Raw genomic sequence first — 19,116 nt, 5'->3', positions numbered from 1 at the left:
CGCCAAGAGGCGCACCCTGAGCTTGTTATTGTTCTTTTTCTTTACATTTCCAGCACATGCCCTCCGTCAAAGAAATACAGCACCTTTGAAGATAGAGGTTTTTTCGTTATTTTTTCAATGGCTTTGCCGTAGAGGTCAAGCTGCACGCTGTAGCGGCTTGCAAGAACAGGCTTTGCCTGCTCGAACCCTCCCGGAAATTTGCCGTGAATCGCATCTGTCTTGTAATCAAGCAGCACGACTCCTTCTTCGTCTTCAAACAGACAGTCAATAACCCCCTGAATGAGCACCTGTTCACCGCTTGCTGCCTCGTACAGCTCTTCAGCCGGCAGGGCATAGCTGAAGGGAACTTCCCGTTCGATGCGGTCTGCTTTTTGAAGACGCATGCCGATATCTGTTTCAAAAAAATGAACAATGGCAGCAATATTGATGCTGTCCGCCTGCGCTCTTGTGAGGATTTCTTTTTCAACAAGCTCATTTACTTTCCATGCTGTGTTTTCTTCCGTCACAGGCTCTCTGACATTCAGCTGCTGCATGACGGCATGCATGGCTGTCCCTTTTTCGGCAGCTGTGAGGGTTTTCTTCTGCATGAACTTAGGGCGGTCAAACATATATGAATCCTGCTGATTTTCGAGAATCCGGAAGTCGCTGAATTCATCCCGCGTTTCCTGCTGCCTCTTCACTTCTGAAACAGACTGCTTGGATCTGAACACAGAGGCAAACTGATGAGGGTAGATCCATGAGAGCTGTTTTTCAATCTGATCGCGGTATGCTGACTGCTCTGCGATCGGCTCCAGTTTTTTCAGGGCTGTGAGCATGTCCTCATCGTATTTCTTTTCTTCTGCCCGGATATCATAGAGGTCTGTTTCTTTCACCATCGTGATTTCAAACCGGGAAGGATGCGAAAGAAGGTGCGGTACCCCCTCTGCCTGCTCTCTCAGCATTTCTGCGTCTTTGTGGCGGACAAGCGACGGTCCGATCCAGTCCAGGTAGGACTTTGCCTGCGCCCGTTCAAAATCAGGCAGCAGCCATTCTTCCTGACCCAGCGCTGTCTGCCAGTCTGAAAGAGATTTTGCTGCATCTTTAACTGTTCCGATTAAAAAGAGCTTTTCCTTTGCACGGGTAAGCGCAACATACAGCACTCTTAGCTCTTCTGAAAGCAGCTCAATCTTCATTTTTTTCTTCATGGCTGAAAGCGCCAGTGTCGGATAGCTGATTCTGAGTGACGGTTTAATCAGCTTCGTGGCAAAGCCAAGCTCCTTATCCAGCAAATACTTTTTGTTCATATCCATCATATTGAACTGTCTGGCGAGACCGGCTGTGAAAACTACCGGGAACTCAAGCCCTTTGCTGCTGTGGATGGTCATCAGCCTGACAACATCCTCCTGCTCGCCCAGTGCCCTTGCTGCACCGAGGTCATCTCCGCGCTCCTGCATCCGTTCAATAAAGCGCAGGAACCGGAACAGTCCCCTGAACGAAGTCGCTTCATACTGTCTTGCCCTGTCATAAAGGGCACGCAGATTCGCCTGGCGCTGTTTGCCGCCCGGCATGCCGCCGACGTAGTTAAAGAACTTGGTATCTCTGTACAGCTGCCAGATCAGCTCTGAAACAGAGCCCATCCGCGCCCGTTCTCTCCACTCCTGGAGCTGATCATAAAATCCTTGAAGCTGATCTCTTAAAGCCGCATCAGAGCCATGAGCTTCAGAAAGAAACACCTTCAGCGCTTCAAAATAAGTGCCCTTTTTTGAATAGGTGCGGATAACAGCAAGTTCGTTCGTGCCAAGGCCCGCAACAGGAGACCTTAAAACAGACGCCAGAGGAACATCCTGATACGGGTTATCGATGACCTTAAGCAGCGACATCATGACAGCGACCTCCGCCGCTTCAAAATAACCGCCTGAGAGATTGGCATAAACAGGAATCCCCTCCTGCTTAAACTCTTCCATGATCTGCGGCGCCCACGGCATGGAACGGAGAAGAACGACAATATCTTTGTATGCGATATTTCGCGTGCCTCCAAGCTTTCGGTCATAAATCTGATATTTTGTCTGAACCATTTCCCGGATTTTTTTGGCCATCACTCTTGCTTCGAGCTGAACGGTTTCCAAATCCTCTGCAGCAAAAACATCTTCTTCAGAAGCATCATCTGATTCTTCTTTTCCGCGGTCCACAAGCAAAAGTTCCGCACTCATCGTTTCAGACTCAGGATAGGACGCGCCAAGCTTCAGCTCAGCGGCTTCGTCATAGGCGACCTCTCCCACTTTTTCTCCCATCACCTGTTTAAAGAGAAAATTGGTGCCGTCTATCACTTCCGCACGGCTTCTGAAATTTTTCGACAGGTCAATTCTCAGGCCGTCTTGTGCGTGCCCGTCTTTACTGAACGTCTTGTATTTGCTTAAAAACAGAAACGGCTCTGCAAGGCGGAAACGGTAAATGGACTGCTTGACATCACCTACCATAAAGAGGTTTCCCGGCCCGCTTTTTGAAACAAGCTTCAGAATCGTTTCCTGAACAAGATTTGTGTCCTGGTATTCATCAACAAGCACCTCTGCAAACTGCTGCCTGTAATCAAGCGCAGCTTCGCTCGGCTGCAGACGGCCGTGCTCATCCGGCACACCGAGAATCTGCAGGCAATAATGCTCAAGGTCCGAGAAATCAACGATGCCTTTTTGTTTTTTCATCTCATCAAAACGGATTCCGAACTGATGAACAAGCCCAATCAGTGTTTCGATTACAGGCTTCAGTTCCTTAAGGTCATTCATGTGGCTTTCATAAGAGCGCGCAAACAATTCTTCCTGCAGCTGTTCGACCTGCTTTTTTGCGGAATTGCGGAGCGATGTCGCTTGTTCAAGCAGCTCTTTGCTGTATTCAGCCCCTCTGCATGCCTTGGCGCGTGAGAAAGAAATCAGCTTGATTTTCTCAGCAAGATCGTGCCATGACCCTCTTACCTCAAGCAGCCCCTGAACCTGTCTGATATCATCCGTCAGATTTTCTGCTCTCGGTGCCGGACCGCCGGGCTTTTCAGTCAGGGCAAGCGCCCGCTTCAGCTTTTCAAGACTGCTCGTCAGCTGCATCGAGATGTCTTCAGCCAGATACGGGAAGAACGGCAGATTTTCAAGCGGTTCTTCTCCGCCGTACATATCAGACAGCCCTTCAAGCCAGCTTGCAGGACTCGGATGGGAGCGGGAAAAATCATACAGCGTTCTGATCAGTGTCTGCAGGTCTGTATCGCTTCTGTCTGTTGTATACCTGTCAACAAGGTCAAAAAAGCGTTCGTTATCCGGTATGCTGTACTGCTCTTCAAACAGATCATCAAGCACTTCATCGATCAGAAGCTGGCCTTCCGTCTGATCGGCAATCCGGAATCCCGGGTCAAGGTCAATTAAATAGTAATACTTTCTTACAACATTCAAACAGAACGAATGCAAGGTGGAAATGGCAGCCCTGTTCAGCAGTGACAGCTGGCGTCTTAAATGGAGGGATGATGGATTTTCCTTCAGCGCCTTGTCAAGCGCTTCGCCGATCCGGTTTCTCATTTCAGCTGCAGATGCATTCGTAAACGTGGCAACAAGCAAACGGTCAACGTCCACGGGATTTTCTTTTGAAATGATTTTACGGATGATTCGTTCGACAAGCACCGCTGTTTTTCCTGAGCCGGCAGCTGCAGCAACCAGGATGTCCTGTCCGCTTGAGACAATGGCTTTCCACTGGTCGTCTGTCCACTGGCTGTCTGCTGGTTTTTGCAGCATCATGATTCCTCCCTTCCCGCTTCGTTCTGAAGCCGTTTTAAAATCACATCATTCTTGTCATCTTTCAGAACACGGTACTGATTTTCTGAAAGCGACTGGTCAAACTGGCAGACCGATTTAAATGAACAGAAGGTACACGGTACTTTATCCTTCAGCTTGTAAGGAGAAATGTCCGTTTTCCCGTTCGTAATGTCCGTTCCAATCGATTGAAAAACGGATCTGACGTGGCCTCTGAGAAGATCAAATTCCGCTTCGCTTGCAATCGCGGAATCTGACCTGAATCCGCCGTCTTTCTTAAGGCCGGCCGAGACGATTTTTGAGAGGCCGGAATCCAGTGTCTGATCCATCAGCCTCACAGCCTCCTCATCTCCAAGAAGCAGGCCTTTCATTTTAAACTTTTTGAAAATCTCTTCATCGATTTTATCCTGCGGCAGCATGGCTGAAGACTGGATCATCGGGTCATGCACATGGAAATAAAGAACACCCGCAGGAGTCGCCTCGACGCCAAGCCACGATTTTGAATGGGTAATGATGACATCAAGATACGTCAGCATCTGCAGAGCAAGCCCGTAGTACACTTCGGATAAATTCAGCGTTTTGTCGCTCGATTTAAAATCAACAATCCGGAGAAGAACGCCTTTTGAACTTTCCGCTTTGTCCACTCTGTCAATCCGGCCGACAAGCTCCATTGTGCATCCATTTTCAAGCTTGAAGCGGATTGGCGGCAGCGGGCCGCCTTTTCCGAATCCGAGCTCAAGGCCTGCCGGGGCAAAACCGCTTGCCCTTGCATGCTCGCTCAAGATGGAGGATGCCCTCGTAATGATGGTGACGAGCTTTCTTTTTAAATAATGATGCCTGTTTGAGCTCAGCAGAATTTCGCGCTGAAGTTTTGGCGCCAGTGTTTCAACGGCATCCCGGGAAAGAAGGGAGCACTGATCATGAGACAGGTCCTTCCAGCCGATTTTCAGCTGCTGCATCCGGTCTGAAATCAGTTTGAGCGCCGAGTGGAACAATTGTCCGATATCAGGGGCCTCAAGACGGAACTGCTGCCTGTCCTTTAATTTCAGGCCGTGTGAAGCATAATGGGAGAATGCACAGGCTTTGAACATTTCCATCCGGGATACACTTCCCTGAATGTGTTCACCGTAAAGCTCTCTGCTTATTCCTTTTTCAAGTGTTTCCGCTTCGTTCCGGTAAAACAGGCTTCCTGTCACTTTTGACAGCGCAGCCCGATCCTCTTTTTCTGCAAAATGTGTATAGGCATCCCACCAGACCGGGCTGATCGGATAGCTTCTTTTCCAGTTTTGAAGCTGAGAGGTTAAATATGAAAGTGTGACTTCCTCATTTACGATAAATGAAAGCTGTTCCTCTTCTGATAGCTCTTCCGGCTCATTGATGAAAATCTCTGTTTTGATGTCAGGAAATAAATCTCTTAATCGTTTCACGATGATGGAAGGCAGCATCGCCTTTCCTTCTTCATCTGCGAGAGGATATGAGATATACAGCTCGCGGGATGCACTTGAGAGGGCCATGTATAAAACAAAGGTTTCATCAAGCAGCTGCTCCCGTGCAGTCGGGGCAAGCTCAATCCCCTGATGATGAAGGGAGATGCGGTCTTCCTCCGTCAGGACGCCTTCTTCCATCGGCCTTGCTGGCAGAATACCGTCATTTGCTCCTGCAACAAACGCAACGCTCACATTCAGCAGCCTTGAACGTTCCAGGCTTGCAATCACTACCTGATCCATCGCAGGCGGCACAAGTGCAAATTTCATCGCTTCAAGACCTGTGTCAATCATATCTGCGAACAGACTGCGCGAGACGCGGTGTTCATTCATCATTTCAGCAAATTCATCGAGCATTCCGATGACCGCGCTCCACACCTGAGCATGCTCTCTTGCCTCAACGAGTCTCCCCGCTTCCTCTGCTTCCGCTCTCATCTGTTCGAGTTTATACGGAATATGGAGTTCTTCGAGGAATAAATAAAGTGCCTCGGCCTTGCCTGATGCATCTTTCGTGCGCTTCATCCGTTCACCGAGCGTCTGAATCGGAGGTACAACGATGTCCTTCAGCTCATTAATCATCTCTTCTGTTTCATTTTCTTCATCTGTTCTGACATATTCGTCATCAAGGGAATAATAGCGGCGGTAGACAAACCGCTCACCGCTCGTCCATTTGCTGCCCTGAATGCCATAGGAAAGGACATAGTTTTCAAACTGATCCATTTTTTCTCTCATGATGCGCTTATCCGTGTCAGCGGGGAACAGGAGCTCTGTTTTAACAGCCCTGAACACAGCCTCATAACGCCAGCCCCCATTCAGCACTTCAAGAGCAGAGCGGATCAATTCTATGACCGGATGATTCAGCATCGATCGCTTTTGATCAATGAAAAAAGGAATCTCGTAATCTTTGAATACCTGTTCAATAACATCCTGATAGTCTCCAATATTCCGGATTAAAACAGCAAGATCCTTATACCGGTAGCCATCATCCATGACAAACCCTCTTATTTTTCTCGCAATGCCCTCAATTTCCGCCCTTCGTGAGGAAGCTTGTGCAAGTACAGCATGTGTCTCTCCCTCATAGGGCTTCACCGGCCTTGACTCAAGGAAACGCTCCAGATGGGCAAGGGACGGCCGCTCTGCAAATCGCGGCATTTCGTTCAGCACCGTCACATCCTCTATTTCGGCACCGTTATCAGCGGCGAGAACAGACAGCCTGTGATAGGTCATGCCTGTTATCCTGAAAAGATGGAGTTCGTGCGGCAGGTGTTCATGAAACGGCTTGTCTGTTGTCAGCGCAATCGTTACACTCTTTGCATGTTTCATTAACGCACCGATCACCATGTATTCCTGAGGCGTAAAGCTGTGAAAACCATCGAGGTAAATATCAGCCCTCTGAATATAGGATGAATACTGAATTTTTTCCGCGAGAAGACGCAGATAATCCTCTGAATCGACGTATGTGCCGCTCAGTTCCTTTTCCATCTGCTTATACAGCAGAACAACGTCATGAAGTTTGTCAGCGAGCGCCTGCTCTTGTTTCGTGGCGTTGACTGACATCCCGTTTATTTTTTCTTCCATCTCCTGCGGCGTGAGGCAATAGCGTTTAAGCTCCGTAATCATCGCTTCCATATGGTCAATAAAACCGCTTTTGCCGCTTGCTTTTGCAAACAGCCTGAAGTCCTGCTTGTGCTGCTCAATCAGCTTTCTCAGCATCATCTGAATGCCTGTCCCGGTAATATGATAGCGGCTGATCCCTCCTGTTTCCTGAAGAATCCTCCACGCAAGACGGCTGAAACTGAACGTCTGCGCCCTCATCATGCCGCCAAGCCCGGGCGTTTTAGCAAGCTCATACTCTATGCCGAATGTCATCTGATCGGGCACAAGATAGACCACCGGATCCCCTTCAGGCTCCCTGAAAAGCTCTGAACGGATTTCATTCAGCATACGGTGTGTTTTTCCGCTTCCCGACCTTCCCAAAATAAACCTGACACCCACCGTCAGAACCCCTTTCTATGTAAAAAAAGGCATATTCACTCATACGCCTTTCTGTTCCGTTTCACTCTCTTTTATCTATCTGTCTATTTTACTTGAAAACAATATGGAATGCCATTCTCCCGGGACTTCCAAGTTTTGCAGAAGCCCCGTGACCGCTATGGCGGCATATGCATAGGCTGTTTTTAAAGGAGGCAGTCTGATGAAAAGAATCCATCTGCTCTCGGCCTTTTTTCTCGTGACGGCCATTATGGTAGCAAGCAGCATCTATGTGCTGATTCCCCTGTATGCATCTATATCGGAGGATACAGGCCTTTCCTTCAATGAAGCCGTTCTCGGCAGCACCTTTTTTACATTCTTTTATGCGGCCGGCCTTTTTACGTTCGGGCCGCTCACAGAAAAAGCCGGAAAGAAAAACGTCCTGATCGCAGGCTTTGCCCTCGCAATTGCAGCAACCGCCATGCTTGCGTTCTCCTCATCCGCCACATTTATTCCGCTCAGATCCCTGCAGGGGTTTTGTCTCGGATGCTTTGCCCCTGTTGCCTATGCCTATTGTTTTGAATCGTTCAGGGAAAAAGAGGCAACCATGCTCATCTCCCTGATTAATATGGGATTTTTAATGTCCGGCATGATCGGGCAGCTGATCAGCTCTGCCATCGCCATTTCGCATGACTGGAGAACAGTTTTTCTCTTTTTCGCCGTCGCCTATGCCCTGCTTACAGGATGTCTGGCATGGCTTTTGGACGGCAGGAAACATCAGAGCGGTGCAAAGAACCTGATCTCGTCGTTCCGGTCCATTTTCCGCAATCCTAAGCTTGTTCTGTGCTATATCCTGACGTTTGCCATGCTGATGTCATTTGTCTCCTATTATGAGGGGTTTCACCGTGCCTATTCGGGGATTGTTTCTGAAGAAGTCCTGTTCTGGTGTAAAGCAGCAGGACTTGCCGGAGCGCTGTTTTCCTTATTCAGCGTAAAGTGGATCGGAAGGTTCGGGAAAACAGCTGCTGTCAGGTACGCTATGCTGTTGATCATTCTGGCTTTTCTGCTGAACTATGCAAGCGGGAGCCTCTACATGTCCGCCGCTTTATCTGTTCTGTTCACAGCCTCCCTTTCTGTTTGTATACCGGCCGTTATTTCCATGATTGGAGAGACCGCAGGAAGTGACCGGGCAACAGCCGTCTCCCTGTATTCCTTTATTTTGCTAGCAGGTGCAAGCATAGGGCCTTTGCTTGCGGGAGTTCTGTCTTTTCAGAGCATGCTGCTTGGGTTTTCTGTTTTTTACGGGATTGCTGCTGCGGTTACGTTTATTGGGTCAGGGAATGATTGAATCGTTTTAGCATTGGAAACGGTCTATCAGCTTTTATGGCTGTTATTTACAATATAGTTCATGAAGTTTTTTACCGCGGGGGAAAAATGATTCCCCTTTTTTTTACATAGTTTTATTCTCCTTGTAAGATACAGATCATTTACCTTCACAACACTTAGGAGACCTCTGTCCATATATGGGGAAATGGCCAATCGCGGTGCGAGCGTAATCCCATATCCAGATGCAACAATCCCGATTGCTTCTTCTAGCCTCTCAACTTGAACGGGTGTCCTCTGCAATTGCACCTGTTTTATCTGACATAATGATTCTACTAAAGCCCTTGTAGAACTTCCTTCTCCCCTTAATATAAAATCTTCTTCCATAAGATCTTCAAATTCAGCCCTTTTTGATGCTAAAGGGTGATTCCAGGGAACGATAAAGAATAGCTCATCATCAAGCAGATGAACAATATCGGCTTCATCAGACAGTGAAGAATGGCTTGCGATGACCGCAAAATCAATTTCATTTTTCATCAGCTTATCCAAGGCACTTTTTGTGTTTCCGGAAAATATCTGAATACCAGTTTCCGGATAAAGCTGTTTAAAACCGGCAATCCATCCGGGCATTAAGTAGCTTGCCGGAAAATTCGTAGCAAAGACCCTGATATTCCCTGTGACTCCGCTCGTATACTGTTCAATTATTCTTTCTGCTTCTTCTTCGGCCAAAAACAGTTTGACAGCCTGCTGATAGACAACTTCCCCCGCCTCTGTCAGCTCAATTCCCCTGCCCCTGGCTTTAAAAAGTGTGTGGCCAAGTTCTTTTTCCAGATTTTTAATCTGCATGGAAATGGCCGGCTGACTAATATGCAGCTCCCTCGCTGCCCCTGTGACACTGCCAGTTTTTACAACACTGACAAAATGTCTTAAAGCATTTAGATTCATTAAAACTCTCCCATAATTAAAACTTATCAATTGATAAAATATATATATTTTTCTTATTATTTTACATCCTTTAGAGTAATGATGAAAGAGAGGTACATCATGACAAAAAAACCAAACCGCTCAAACATCATTTTTACAGCTTTAATTACAGGCATCTGCTTACTCACGGACTCCATGTTTTATATCGCTTTGCCTCTTTATTTTAAGGAAGCAGGATTATCTTCGCTAATTGAAGCTGGAGTTCTGCTGTCGGTAAACCGTTTCATTCGAATTCCTCTCAATCCGTTTGCAGCTTTATTGGTAAAAACGCTAAAACTTCAGCACGCTTTACTGCTCGCGATTCTATTAACCTTTCTGACAAATATCGGTTTTTTCTCTCTGAACGGTTTTCTATGCTGGTTTATTCTCCGGTGTATATGGGGGTTTGCCTGGGCACTGCTCCGTCTTTCCGGACAATTGCTTGTGGTGCAATTATCCTCCGAGTCAAATAAAGGGAAATTCATGGGGATCTATAATGGCACTTACCGGCTGGGAAGCCTTGCCGGAATGATTTTTGGAGGTTTACTGTGCTATCAAATTGGGATGAAACTAACGTGCCTTGTATTTGCAGCAGCTTGTTTGCTCTCAGTCCCATTGGTCTTTTTGTTAACTCCTGCCTTATTACGGCCAAGGGAAGAAAAATCAGAAAAAATCGAAAAGGTTGATTTTAGCAAAAGGACAATTAGGCTCTCTCTCCTCAGGGGATTGATCGCGGCGTTTCTGCTTCAGGGCGTATTTGCTTCTACTGTAAGCTATTACCTGACCAGGCACTACGGAATGCACGTATCTATAGCAGATGGCTTTATACTTGCTTCTGGAGCCGCATCAGGGCTTCTCCTTGGTTTAAGATGGACATGGGAGCCGTTTCTTGCTCCATTTATAGGACATGTTTCCGACGGAGTACTTGGCAGGCATCCTCTTTTGTTCATTGCATTACTCATGACAGGCTGTTTATTTCCGCTTATCAATTGTCAGCTTCCGTTCTTCATTTGGGCATCGATCATCGTGCTTCTCCTGATTTGCTCAACCATTATAACAACGTTAACCGATGTATTAGTATCTGATGCTGCTTCCGCAATGAAGCAAAAGACAGCCATCATAACAAAATACTCTATGGCTGCTGACCTCGGAGCTGCATTAGGTCCGCTATCTGCTTTTCTAGTAATAGAAAAAGGAACAACATTCCTTTACTTCTGTTCAGGCTTGAGTTTGTTTCTGGCATGGGTTTCGAATAAAGAGTACAGGAAGTCTGAAGGAGACCGAGAATATATGCGGAAAGAAGAACAAACAGCCTGAAAAGGTTAATTTGAGATGGATGTCCGTACAGAAAAAAAGTGCATGATCACCATCGTGCACTTTTATTGGGATCTTCCCTATTCTTTTGTAGCCTTGCCAATCACATAATCTGTGCTGATCAATCCAAACTGTCTGCTGTCCCTGCTGACAAGGCGGTTGTCACCCATAACGAAAAGACAGCCTTCGGGAATCGTTTTTTTGCCCGTAATCTCCTCAAGCGTAAAATTGCCGGTCAGCTTTCCCATGCTTAACTCTTTTTTGACCGGATTTAAATATGGTTCTTTCACAGCCTTCCCGTTGATATACAGCTTGTCGTTCTTATACTCCAGCTCATCTCCCGGCAAACCGATAATTCTCTTGATGTAGGCCTCTTTTTCCCCTGGAGGCTGAAAGACAACAATATCAAATCTTTTCAGGTCAAATAACCGATGGTTTACTTTATTAATAGACAGAAGGTGGCCCGCAGTCAGAGTAGGCTGCATCGAAACCCCTTCCACCCTGTAGTCGACAAATAGAAGATTTTTTATAGTAAGTATGAGCAAAAAGGTGATGACGGCAGACAAAAACCAGTATCTTTTTCTCATCTTTACTCCCCCGTAAAAAAATTAATGGCTTCTTTTCCTCTCAAGCATTCTGACATTCAGGCGCTTTTCCACCTGCTTGCCGATCAGCCAGAGCAGAAAAATAACAACCGCAGCGATAAGCGTTCTTTCGGGCTGCGTGATGATGGCACGCAGGTCATATCCAATAAAGCTGACCAGGAAAATCATCACGAGCTTCCCGGACATCACAGCAAGACAGAACTGCCAGATGCTGACCTTCGACAGGCCGGCCACCACATTGACGGCAGCAGACGGCGTAAATGGAAAGCACAGCAGGATAAACAAAGGTCCGAATCCATGCCTTTCAATCCATCCCATCATTTTCTGAACCGATTGATGACGGCTTATAAATCTGAAAAACCGCTCCTGTCCGTACTTTCTTACAAGAAAAAACAGGATGAGCGCTCCGAGACAGCTTCCAATCCAGGAATACAAAAAGCCGAACCATAACCCGTACGAATTGGCATTCGCTACAATAAACACAACCAGAGGCAAAAAGGGAAGAAATGCCTCAAGCAAGGGAAGCCCAATGCCAAGCAGCGGTCCAAACGATTTGTAATCCTTAAAGAATTCCATCATTCTTTCAATTGTAAAATAATCCAGTATTGCCTGAAGTTCCATCCTGCAAGCTCCTTCTATCTTTCTCTATGCTCATATTCTACACGTTTGTGCAGAGACTTTAAACATTGAGCATTTTTTCAGGAACTGCCTGAATAAAAGCGGCTTGCATTTCGTATACTGATAAAGTAAAATAAAAACGAACATACGTTCTCTTTATCATGTTAAAGCGAGGTTTTTGCGATGACACGAATTCCCTCAGACCTGCGTGATGCGATTGAGATGTCCATCTACCTCCCCATGACCATCTCCATCTTCAGCAGGGATCTGTTAATCATTGAAAAAAGTCCATTCAAGCTGCAGCAGCCCTATTTGAACCTCGTGGAGGAATCACTGAAGCTTGCCCAGAAAGACCTTGCTGCAGTGCGCCGCGAGCTGAAAAAAAACAGCATCAAAGTAAGTGAAGTGAAAAGGGATGAAGCTTTTACGATGTATTCCTTTATCTTCAGAGGCTACGAAGAGCAGCACAACTATTTTAATCCGAGAATACGCAATAAGGTATGCGAGTTGATGGAAGAATATTTGTTCAAAGCGGTAAAAGCCTGATTAGTGTTTGTTGAGTTCACGGATAATCTGTTCGTAAATGAAATTTGTCTGCTTTTCCTTTGGAAACATCAGCATATTCATTTTGCGGTGCTCCTCTTCAATTCTTGCCGTAATAATGGTCCGCAGCTGAGCTGTTCTATAAAGCTGATTTTCAAATGACGAAGAGGAAACTGGTATGGTTTCAACCAGTCCGTTCGTAAACAGCACTTCTGTATTGTCAAAATCCGCAGCCGTATAATGCTGGATGTGGGCGTGCGATATCCAGGCGCACTGACTCCTCGTTGAGGCCAGTGTAGGAAAAAAGAACATATAGTTTCCGGGGTCAATGACAATCGGCGGCTTATGTGTAATTCCCATAAGGTCCCGTGTCCCCGCCTTTCTTCCTTCATAGCTGCTGCCGAAGTACATGCAGCTCTTGCTTACAATCTCCTGCGGGCTGAGTTTAACGGCAATCTCTTTCTCTGTCTCGATCACCTTGGAATAGAGCTTTCCCATATGCGGATCAGGAAGAATGGCCATCGTAAACCGGTTTGCTATGTAGTCCTTCATAAACTTATTTTCCATCGCTATCACCTCAATTTTAATAGGAGTAAAGAACTACTTTTAATCTAGCACAATCCCTCTCTGCATTTCTACATTTTTACATTATTTTTACATTATTGCGATTTGATCACCAATTAAAAGAACTGCTCTTTGACGCTTTTTATGAAAAAGGAAAAACGTGCAAAATTTGGTGAAATAAGTTTTCTAAAAATTTTAAATATTTAGTTGATTTCTAGGCTCTTTATCCATATAATTAAAAAAAGGCATCAGGGGTGATCTTTCTTGAAAAACAGGAAAACTTATACCGAGATCATGAAGTCCCGTAACACGCTCAAGATGGAAAAGAAACAGGAAACCGTACTTGATATTTACATTCAAATGGTGTTGGATGAAGCTGTGTTGACCCGGAAACTGTCCCTCCTTCAGGAAAAGATCGATGAGTCCTTAGACCGAAATGACAAACCGCTGTTTTTTAAACTGGCAAAAGAATATGCAGAATTGAGACTGATTATTTAAAAGAGGCTAAGATCATAACTGGCTCCGAAAATGAAAAAGGTGAATTTGAGCTTGTGCTCAAATTCACCTTTTTCTGTTTTATGAAGAAAGTTATCTGCTTCCTTAGCGGACGGATATGAACTTTCTTTCCTTCATCTCAAGGTTCGGACAGGGCCCTGTGTTCTTTTAACAAACATTGAAAAGATTGAACCAAAAAAGATCCGGGTATCACATACTAAAGGATGACACGAGCCGTCTTTTCTCAGTGCCTGTGTGTCATTCACATTTTGTTTGGAGGGATTAGTATGGCGATGCTTAAAGTTGGCAATGAAAACGATGCTCCAATTGAAATTTACTATGAAGATCATGGAACGGGAAAACCGGTTGTACTCATTCACGGATGGCCGCTGAGCGGACGATCATGGGAAAGCCAGGTGCCCGCTCTCATTGATGCCGGCTACAGGGTGATTACATACGACCGCAGGGGATTTGGAAAATCCTCTCAGCCCTATAGCGGCTATGAATATGATACATTCGCAGCCGACCTGAACGCTTTGCTTGAGCATTTAGATCTCCGTGAAGCCACACTTGTCGGATTCTCAATGGGCGGCGGAGAAGTAGCGCGCTATATCAGCACATATGGAACAGAACGTGTGAGCAAAGCAGTGTTCGCCGCAGCCGTTCCTCCTTATCTGTACAAGGCAGAGGATAACCCGGACGGCGGCCTGGATGACGGGGCGATCGAAGAATTCCAAGACGGAATAAAGGGCGACCGAATCGCATTTCTCGATACGTTCACCCAAAATTTCTTTGCAGCAGGCGACAGAACAGACCTTGTCAGCGAGCCATTCCGTCTCTACAACCGGGATATCGCCGCCATGGCGTCCCCGAAGGGAACCCTTGACTGCATCAAAGCTTTCGCCAAAACCGACTTCCGGGACGACCTGAAAAAAATAAACATCCCCACTCTGATTCTTCATGGAGACTCAGACGGAACGGTCCCGATTGAAGTGAGCGGCAAGCGTACACATGAAATGGTTCAAGGGAGTGAGCTTGTGGTGATTGAAGGCGCCCCTCATGGATTTAACGCTACGCACGCCGAGGAATTTAACCGCGGTTTAATCCGCTTCCTCAATTCTTAAAGGCGGAAGAGTCATCATGAGTAAAAAAACCAGTTTGATTTCCAGACTGGTTTTTTCTTTGCCGTTTGCAGACCTTAGTTCATCGTTTTTATAAAGGATTTCAAATTTGATGCAATTTCTCTTCCCATTTCATTCAAGGCCGTTTTTGTCCCGTATTTCCCATGGCTAAGGCCGTTTACATCTTGACTCCCGCCGAGCCCCAGAAATTGCTCGGACGGTTTAAAATGAAGGCCAAGCAGCGGAATTCCAAGCCTTTGATGGAAGCCAAGCTGATAGTGTGCGCTTGGATACAATTCAATCGTTTTCGGAGGGTCAAATGTAATTCCTTGTTCGATTCTTTCAAACAGAGCTGTGTGTTCTCTTCCCAGAAGAATGACCATGCCCGGTCTTAAAAACTCAAGCTTATCCTGCATAAATTCCCGCGAAAAATCAGAACCCAGCAAATTGAGTTTCTCTTTAATCCTCCCCATATGCGTGCGTGTTGCAAAGGGAAAAAAATCCGAGTGAACCACGTTTTGAAGACGGGCAGATTCGTAAAAAGAACCGCCCATTCCATTTATAAAACCCTCAAGCTTCGCTCCCCCTGGTTTGCCAAACCATGTGCGGTACGTCTTCCCTTCCTTAAAATACGTTTGATAGAACTCAACGGCTGATTCTAACTGAGTCTCGTCCTTTGCAAACTCTGCTAATGATTGTCCGTTTTCAAGGATATGAAATCTTGCCTGTTCCCCAAGCAGCAGCTGATTGTTCCGATTGAGAAATTCTTTAGGAGACGGATTCGTGGCCATTGTGACCCAGCTGCCCGGAACCGCCTCTCCCAGCCACGCAACCGGTGTGGCTCTTTCGATAAACTCATGAGAAATCGGTTCCCCGAGCAGCTCTTCCTGGTGCAGAGAAGCTTTGGCTATTAATGATTTCGCTTTGCTAAATCCATCTTCGCCAAGAGAGAAAGAGCTCATAGGGGTTCGCCTCCTTTTTCAGGACAAATGGTATATAAACCATCTCCTAAAGGATGGCCTGTTAAACCTTACGACCTTCTAAAGCCGGTGGAATTGAAGGACCAGTAACACAAATAACACATATTGCAGACGGAGGATGTGTCATGTTTGGATCTTCAGCAAATCGTAGATATCTTCTTCGGTCAGGGTAAACGGCCTTTTTTCATCGATATCCACAATTTCGCTAATAAGCTGCCGTTTCTTATCCTGCAGCTCGTTCATTTTTTCCTCAATCGTTCCGCGGGTGATGAGCTTGATTACGTTCACTTTACTAGTCTGGCCTATCCGGTGCGCACGGTCTGCTGCCTGCTCCTCTACCGCCGGATTCCACCAAGTATCGAAATGAACAACGGTATCTGCACCCGTTAAGTTTAAACCCGTGCCTCCCGCCTTCAGCGAAATGAGAAAAAGATCCCGTTCCCCTGCATTAAAGCGTCTGCACAGGTCAACCCTTTCCGGCATTGCAGTTTGACCATCGAGATAAAAGTAGGGCACACCCTGTACGGCGAGTTTTCTCCCAATCAAATCGAGCATAGAGGTAAACTGGGAAAAAATCAGCACTCTTCTTCCTGAATGCCCGGCCTCCTCCAGAATCTTGAGGAGCTGGTCAAATTTTGCCGACCCTCCGCTGTATCCATCAACGAACAGAGAAGGATGGCAGCAGATTTGCCGAAGTCTTGTGATTCCGGCCAGGATTTTCATCCGGTTTTTCTGAAGTGTGTCTTTATCCAAATGCTTTAGGGTATCCTCGCGAAGCTTTGCCAGGCAGGCTGCGTACAGCTTCTTCTGCTCCGGAAGCAGTTCGACGATTTCCATTGATTCAACTTTTTCCGGAAGCTCAGGCAGTACATCCTCCTTCATTCTGCGGAGCAGAAAAGGGCGGATTCTCCTTGCGATCTTTTTTCTTGTGAGCGTGCTGTATTCCTTTAATCCCATGAACAGCTCCGGAAAGACAACATGAAAGATCGACCACAGTTCTTCCCTCGAATTCTCAACAGGTGTGCCTGTCAGCGCGAACCGATGCGAGGCCTGAATTCTTTTCACCGCTCTTGCCGTTTGGGTGAGCGGATTTTTAAAGGCCTGGGCCTCATCATAAAAAACCGTATAAAAAAACCGTTTTTCATACTCATGGATGTCCCTTCTAATGAGCGGATAAGATGTAATGAGAACATCTGCCGCTGCATGATCCTGAACGTGCCCCGCTCTCTCTGTCCGGCTGCCATCGATAATTATGCTTTTGATTTCCGGTGCAAAGGATTCAATTTCGTTTTTCCAGTTATACAGAAGGGAGGATGGACAAACAATCAGGACCGGCCTTTTTAGCCGGCGAATCTCAGGAAGAACCGACACAATATACGTGATGCTCTGCAAGGTTTTCCCAAGACCCATATCATCTGCCAGAATCCCTCCAAATCCGTACTTCTCAAGAGATTTCATCCACCGGTATCCTGTCTTTTGATAATCCCTCAGCACCGGTTCCAGCTCTTCTGGAACCGAAAATTCCTTCTCGTCCGGGTGGAGAAGTCCATTCAGCAGCTGCTGAACCGAATCACCGAGCGTCATTGTGCCGGAAACAGGAACCGAATCGAGAAGCTGAAGTCCTTTGATCAGAGGCATTTCAAGCTCTTGTTCCCAGTCCTCCGCCTGTACCGGTGCCGCATTTAAAAACCGGTAAATCTCCTCATATTCTCGTTTTTCAAGGGAAAGCAGCGCCCCGCTCCTCAACCGGTAATACTTCCGCTTTTCCTCGAGGGCCGAGAGCACATTGCGGATTTCCTTTTCGGAAATTCCATCCATTTCAAACTTGAATTCCAGCCAGTTCGTCCTCTCTTTATGCGCCTCCACCTTGATTCTCGGCGGGGCTGCTTCTTTAAATATCCGGCTCCGGACAGCAGTTGTTGCAAGCACTTTGGCAACCTTCTCAACCTTCGGCAGGATATGATACAGGAACTCATATTCCAGTAGTTCATTTTGAAGATAATAGCCGCTGTCCGTCCGGGCAAATGAGCTTTCCTCCATTAGTTTAAGAATCAGATCCTCCTTTTCACTATCCCGGATTATCACCTGCAGAGATCGTACCTCCTGTTCGTCCAAGGGATTAAAAACGATGTTTCCGTAATGAAATTCAAGTCCCGCAAGCAGCCGGTTTTTCACCCGGTCTAAATAGAGCTTCGCTGTAAGCGAAGTTTCCGCTAACCGCCTGGAAATCGTTTCCGATATGGCCACATCCCCTAGTTTCCGAAGCCCCGGCACCACTTTCTCCAGATACAGGCTGACCTGCTGCGGCGGGATTGGGACCGTATTTTTTCCGGATGCAAGGATGACCCGATTCAGTTCGGCCAAGCGCTCGAAATTTTCAGGTTCTAAGTGATACCATGTCCCTGCGGCGAACACCGATTCATAAGGCTTTAACAGGAGCAGCTCCTTTAGACCGTTTACTCTCAGCACATATCCTGATCCTTCTTCATACAAATCAAATTGAAGCGGCAGGATGCCTTCTGACAAATGAAGTCCCGAATAAATTTCTCCGTTGACCTCAAGCTCTATATTGGGCGCTTTTATAAGGGCCGGCAGGAGCAGGTTCCATGAAATAGGAGAGAGGAGAATCTGAGGGCCTTCCTCAGTCCTCTCATTCCGTACAATCCTGACAAGCTGCTGAAAGACAGCATCCGTCTCTTTTGTGAAGCAATGAGACTCGGGATCAAACAGGAAGCCGGGCGCAAGCTGAAAGGACTGTCCGCTTTTAAGCTGTTCAAGAAAAGCCCTCGGTTTCACGATTTTTACCGGTCCAACCGTAATCTCCAGTGCAAACAAAATCCCTCCGTCTTCCCTTGATACCGGCTTAAACGTAAACACGGCAGGCTGTACGGTTCGCGTTTCAAAATAATTTTGCGCCTCCGTTTTACGGTCTTTTCGCTCCTTAAAGGCCGTCAGCAATTCCTCCGTCAGCGCATAGTCTGGGTTAAAGGGGGCCTCTCCTTCGCTCAGAACCGGAGGAACCGTCCCTTGTTTCTGATGTTCCATAATCTCAAGCAATACCGCCGCAATATGCTGGCATTCCTGATTAAAGGAGAGTAGCTTCGGACAACTGCAGACTGCCTGAAGGCCGCCGCCTGTGTCCACCTTTATCGAAACACAGAAATCTTCCGTACTTTTAACGACCGCATGACAGCGGTCTTCATGATACTCACGGAACTTTACTTTATTGGAGCGGCGCAGCGAATCCCCGCTTTTCAAGGAGACGCGGCCGCAGAGGTTTTCAATCATTTTTTTGTTCAGCTTCCTATTCAAGGCAAAGGCTCCTCAAAGTTAAATTTCGGTCTTGCATACTGTTCTATATCTACCATTTT

General features: G+C 46.6%; 13 protein-coding genes. 5 read left to right on the top strand and 8 right to left on the bottom strand.

Annotated features, from left to right (window positions below; genetic code table 11):
* Window positions 1–41: 41 nt before the first annotated feature.
* On the bottom strand, window positions 42–3,749 hold the full coding sequence (addA, locus tag AZ46_RS20660; RefSeq protein WP_029283771.1) for a helicase-exonuclease AddAB subunit AddA: 3,708 nt from the start codon (window positions 3,747–3,749) through the stop codon (window positions 42–44).
* A complete protein-coding gene (addB, locus tag AZ46_RS20655; protein ID WP_029283769.1) occupies window positions 3,746–7,243 on the bottom strand; it encodes a helicase-exonuclease AddAB subunit AddB in 3,498 nt (1,165 codons plus the stop codon). Before addB ends, addA begins: the two co-directional genes overlap by 4 nt.
* Window positions 7,244–7,442: 199 nt before the next feature.
* On the opposite strand from addB, the gene AZ46_RS20650 reads away from it, so the two are divergent.
* Window positions 7,443–8,567 (top strand): MFS transporter, encoded by a 1,125-nt coding sequence (locus AZ46_RS20650; RefSeq protein WP_051865818.1) that lies wholly within the window; start codon window positions 7,443–7,445, stop codon window positions 8,565–8,567.
* Between the two features lie 26 nt (window positions 8,568–8,593).
* On the opposite strand, the gene AZ46_RS20645 is transcribed toward AZ46_RS20650, so the two are convergent.
* The gene (locus AZ46_RS20645; RefSeq protein ID WP_029283764.1) at window positions 8,594–9,487 is read right to left on the bottom strand and encodes a LysR family transcriptional regulator; all 894 of its coding nucleotides are present in this window, start codon (window positions 9,485–9,487) and stop codon (window positions 8,594–8,596) included.
* Between the two features lie 99 nt (window positions 9,488–9,586).
* Between AZ46_RS20645 and AZ46_RS20640 the strand changes: the two genes are divergently transcribed.
* Window positions 9,587–10,822, top strand: a complete 1,236-nt coding sequence (locus AZ46_RS20640; RefSeq protein ID WP_051827422.1) for an MFS transporter — start codon at window positions 9,587–9,589, stop codon at window positions 10,820–10,822.
* A 77-nt stretch (window positions 10,823–10,899) separates the two neighbouring features.
* On the opposite strand, the gene lepB is transcribed toward AZ46_RS20640, so the two are convergent.
* Both lepB and AZ46_RS20630 read right to left on the bottom strand, forming a co-directional pair.
* A complete protein-coding gene (gene lepB, locus AZ46_RS20635; RefSeq protein ID WP_029283760.1) occupies window positions 10,900–11,406 on the bottom strand; it encodes a signal peptidase I in 507 nt (168 codons plus the stop codon).
* A 21-nt stretch (window positions 11,407–11,427) separates the two neighbouring features.
* Window positions 11,428–12,045 carry a TVP38/TMEM64 family protein gene (locus AZ46_RS20630; RefSeq protein ID WP_029283758.1) on the bottom strand — a complete coding sequence of 206 codons (618 nt, stop codon included), beginning with the start codon at window positions 12,043–12,045 and terminating at the stop codon, window positions 11,428–11,430.
* 180 nt (window positions 12,046–12,225) lie between these two features.
* On the opposite strand from AZ46_RS20630, the gene AZ46_RS20625 reads away from it, so the two are divergent.
* Window positions 12,226–12,588 carry a hypothetical protein gene (locus tag AZ46_RS20625; protein WP_029283756.1) on the top strand — a complete coding sequence of 121 codons (363 nt, stop codon included), beginning with the start codon at window positions 12,226–12,228 and terminating at the stop codon, window positions 12,586–12,588.
* Here AZ46_RS20625 and AZ46_RS20620 read toward each other — a convergent pair whose 3' ends face one another.
* Window positions 12,589–13,152: a competence protein ComK gene (locus tag AZ46_RS20620; RefSeq protein ID WP_029283754.1), complete on the bottom strand. Its 564-nt coding sequence runs from the start codon at window positions 13,150–13,152 to the stop codon at window positions 12,589–12,591. It abuts the gene before it with no gap.
* Between the two features lie 261 nt (window positions 13,153–13,413).
* Here AZ46_RS20620 and AZ46_RS20615 point away from each other — a divergent pair, with 261 nt between their 5' ends.
* Together AZ46_RS20615 and AZ46_RS20610 are read left to right on the top strand one after the other, a co-directional pair.
* Window positions 13,414–13,647, top strand: coding sequence for an IDEAL domain-containing protein (locus tag AZ46_RS20615; protein WP_029283752.1), 234 nt, complete (start codon window positions 13,414–13,416; stop codon window positions 13,645–13,647).
* 284 nt (window positions 13,648–13,931) lie between these two features.
* Entirely contained in the window at window positions 13,932–14,768 is an 837-nt protein-coding gene (locus AZ46_RS20610; RefSeq protein ID WP_029283750.1) for an alpha/beta fold hydrolase, read from the top strand.
* 74 nt (window positions 14,769–14,842) lie between these two features.
* Here the strand turns inward: AZ46_RS20610 and AZ46_RS20605 are convergent, their stop codons facing one another.
* Both AZ46_RS20605 and AZ46_RS20600 read right to left on the bottom strand, forming a co-directional pair.
* Window positions 14,843–15,727, bottom strand: coding sequence for a hypothetical protein (locus AZ46_RS20605; protein WP_051827421.1), 885 nt, complete (start codon window positions 15,725–15,727; stop codon window positions 14,843–14,845).
* 141 nt (window positions 15,728–15,868) lie between these two features.
* The gene (locus tag AZ46_RS20600) at window positions 15,869–19,057 is read right to left on the bottom strand and encodes a DEAD/DEAH box helicase (protein ID WP_029283746.1); all 3,189 of its coding nucleotides are present in this window, start codon (window positions 19,055–19,057) and stop codon (window positions 15,869–15,871) included.
* Window positions 19,058–19,116 lie beyond the last annotated feature (59 nt).

It is taken from the genome of Metabacillus indicus LMG 22858 (assembly GCF_000708755.2).
Taxonomy (GTDB): domain Bacteria; phylum Bacillota; class Bacilli; order Bacillales; family Bacillaceae; genus Bacillus_P; species Bacillus_P indicus.
The sequence above is the reverse complement of the archived record's forward strand: the minus strand, read 5'-3'. Positions and strand labels throughout refer to the sequence as shown.

Bases quoted from the DNA above. Each gene is read 5' to 3' on its own strand.
- addA (WP_029283771.1), bottom strand. From the start codon at position 3,749: ATGATGCTGCAAAAACCAGCAGACAGCCAGTGGACAGACGACCAGTGG.
- AZ46_RS20650 (WP_051865818.1), top strand. From the start codon at position 7,443: ATGAAAAGAATCCATCTGCTCTCGGCCTTTTTTCTCGTGACGGCCATT.
- AZ46_RS20645 (WP_029283764.1), bottom strand. From the start codon at position 9,487: ATGAATCTAAATGCTTTAAGACATTTTGTCAGTGTTGTAAAAACTGGC.
- AZ46_RS20640 (WP_051827422.1), top strand. From the start codon at position 9,587: ATGACAAAAAAACCAAACCGCTCAAACATCATTTTTACAGCTTTAATT.
- lepB (WP_029283760.1), bottom strand. From the start codon at position 11,406: ATGAGAAAAAGATACTGGTTTTTGTCTGCCGTCATCACCTTTTTGCTC.
- AZ46_RS20630 (WP_029283758.1), bottom strand. From the start codon at position 12,045: ATGGAACTTCAGGCAATACTGGATTATTTTACAATTGAAAGAATGATG.
- AZ46_RS20625 (WP_029283756.1), top strand. From the start codon at position 12,226: ATGACACGAATTCCCTCAGACCTGCGTGATGCGATTGAGATGTCCATC.
- AZ46_RS20620 (WP_029283754.1), bottom strand. From the start codon at position 13,152: ATGGAAAATAAGTTTATGAAGGACTACATAGCAAACCGGTTTACGATG.
- AZ46_RS20610 (WP_029283750.1), top strand. From the start codon at position 13,932: ATGGCGATGCTTAAAGTTGGCAATGAAAACGATGCTCCAATTGAAATT.
- AZ46_RS20605 (WP_051827421.1), bottom strand. From the start codon at position 15,727: ATGAGCTCTTTCTCTCTTGGCGAAGATGGATTTAGCAAAGCGAAATCA.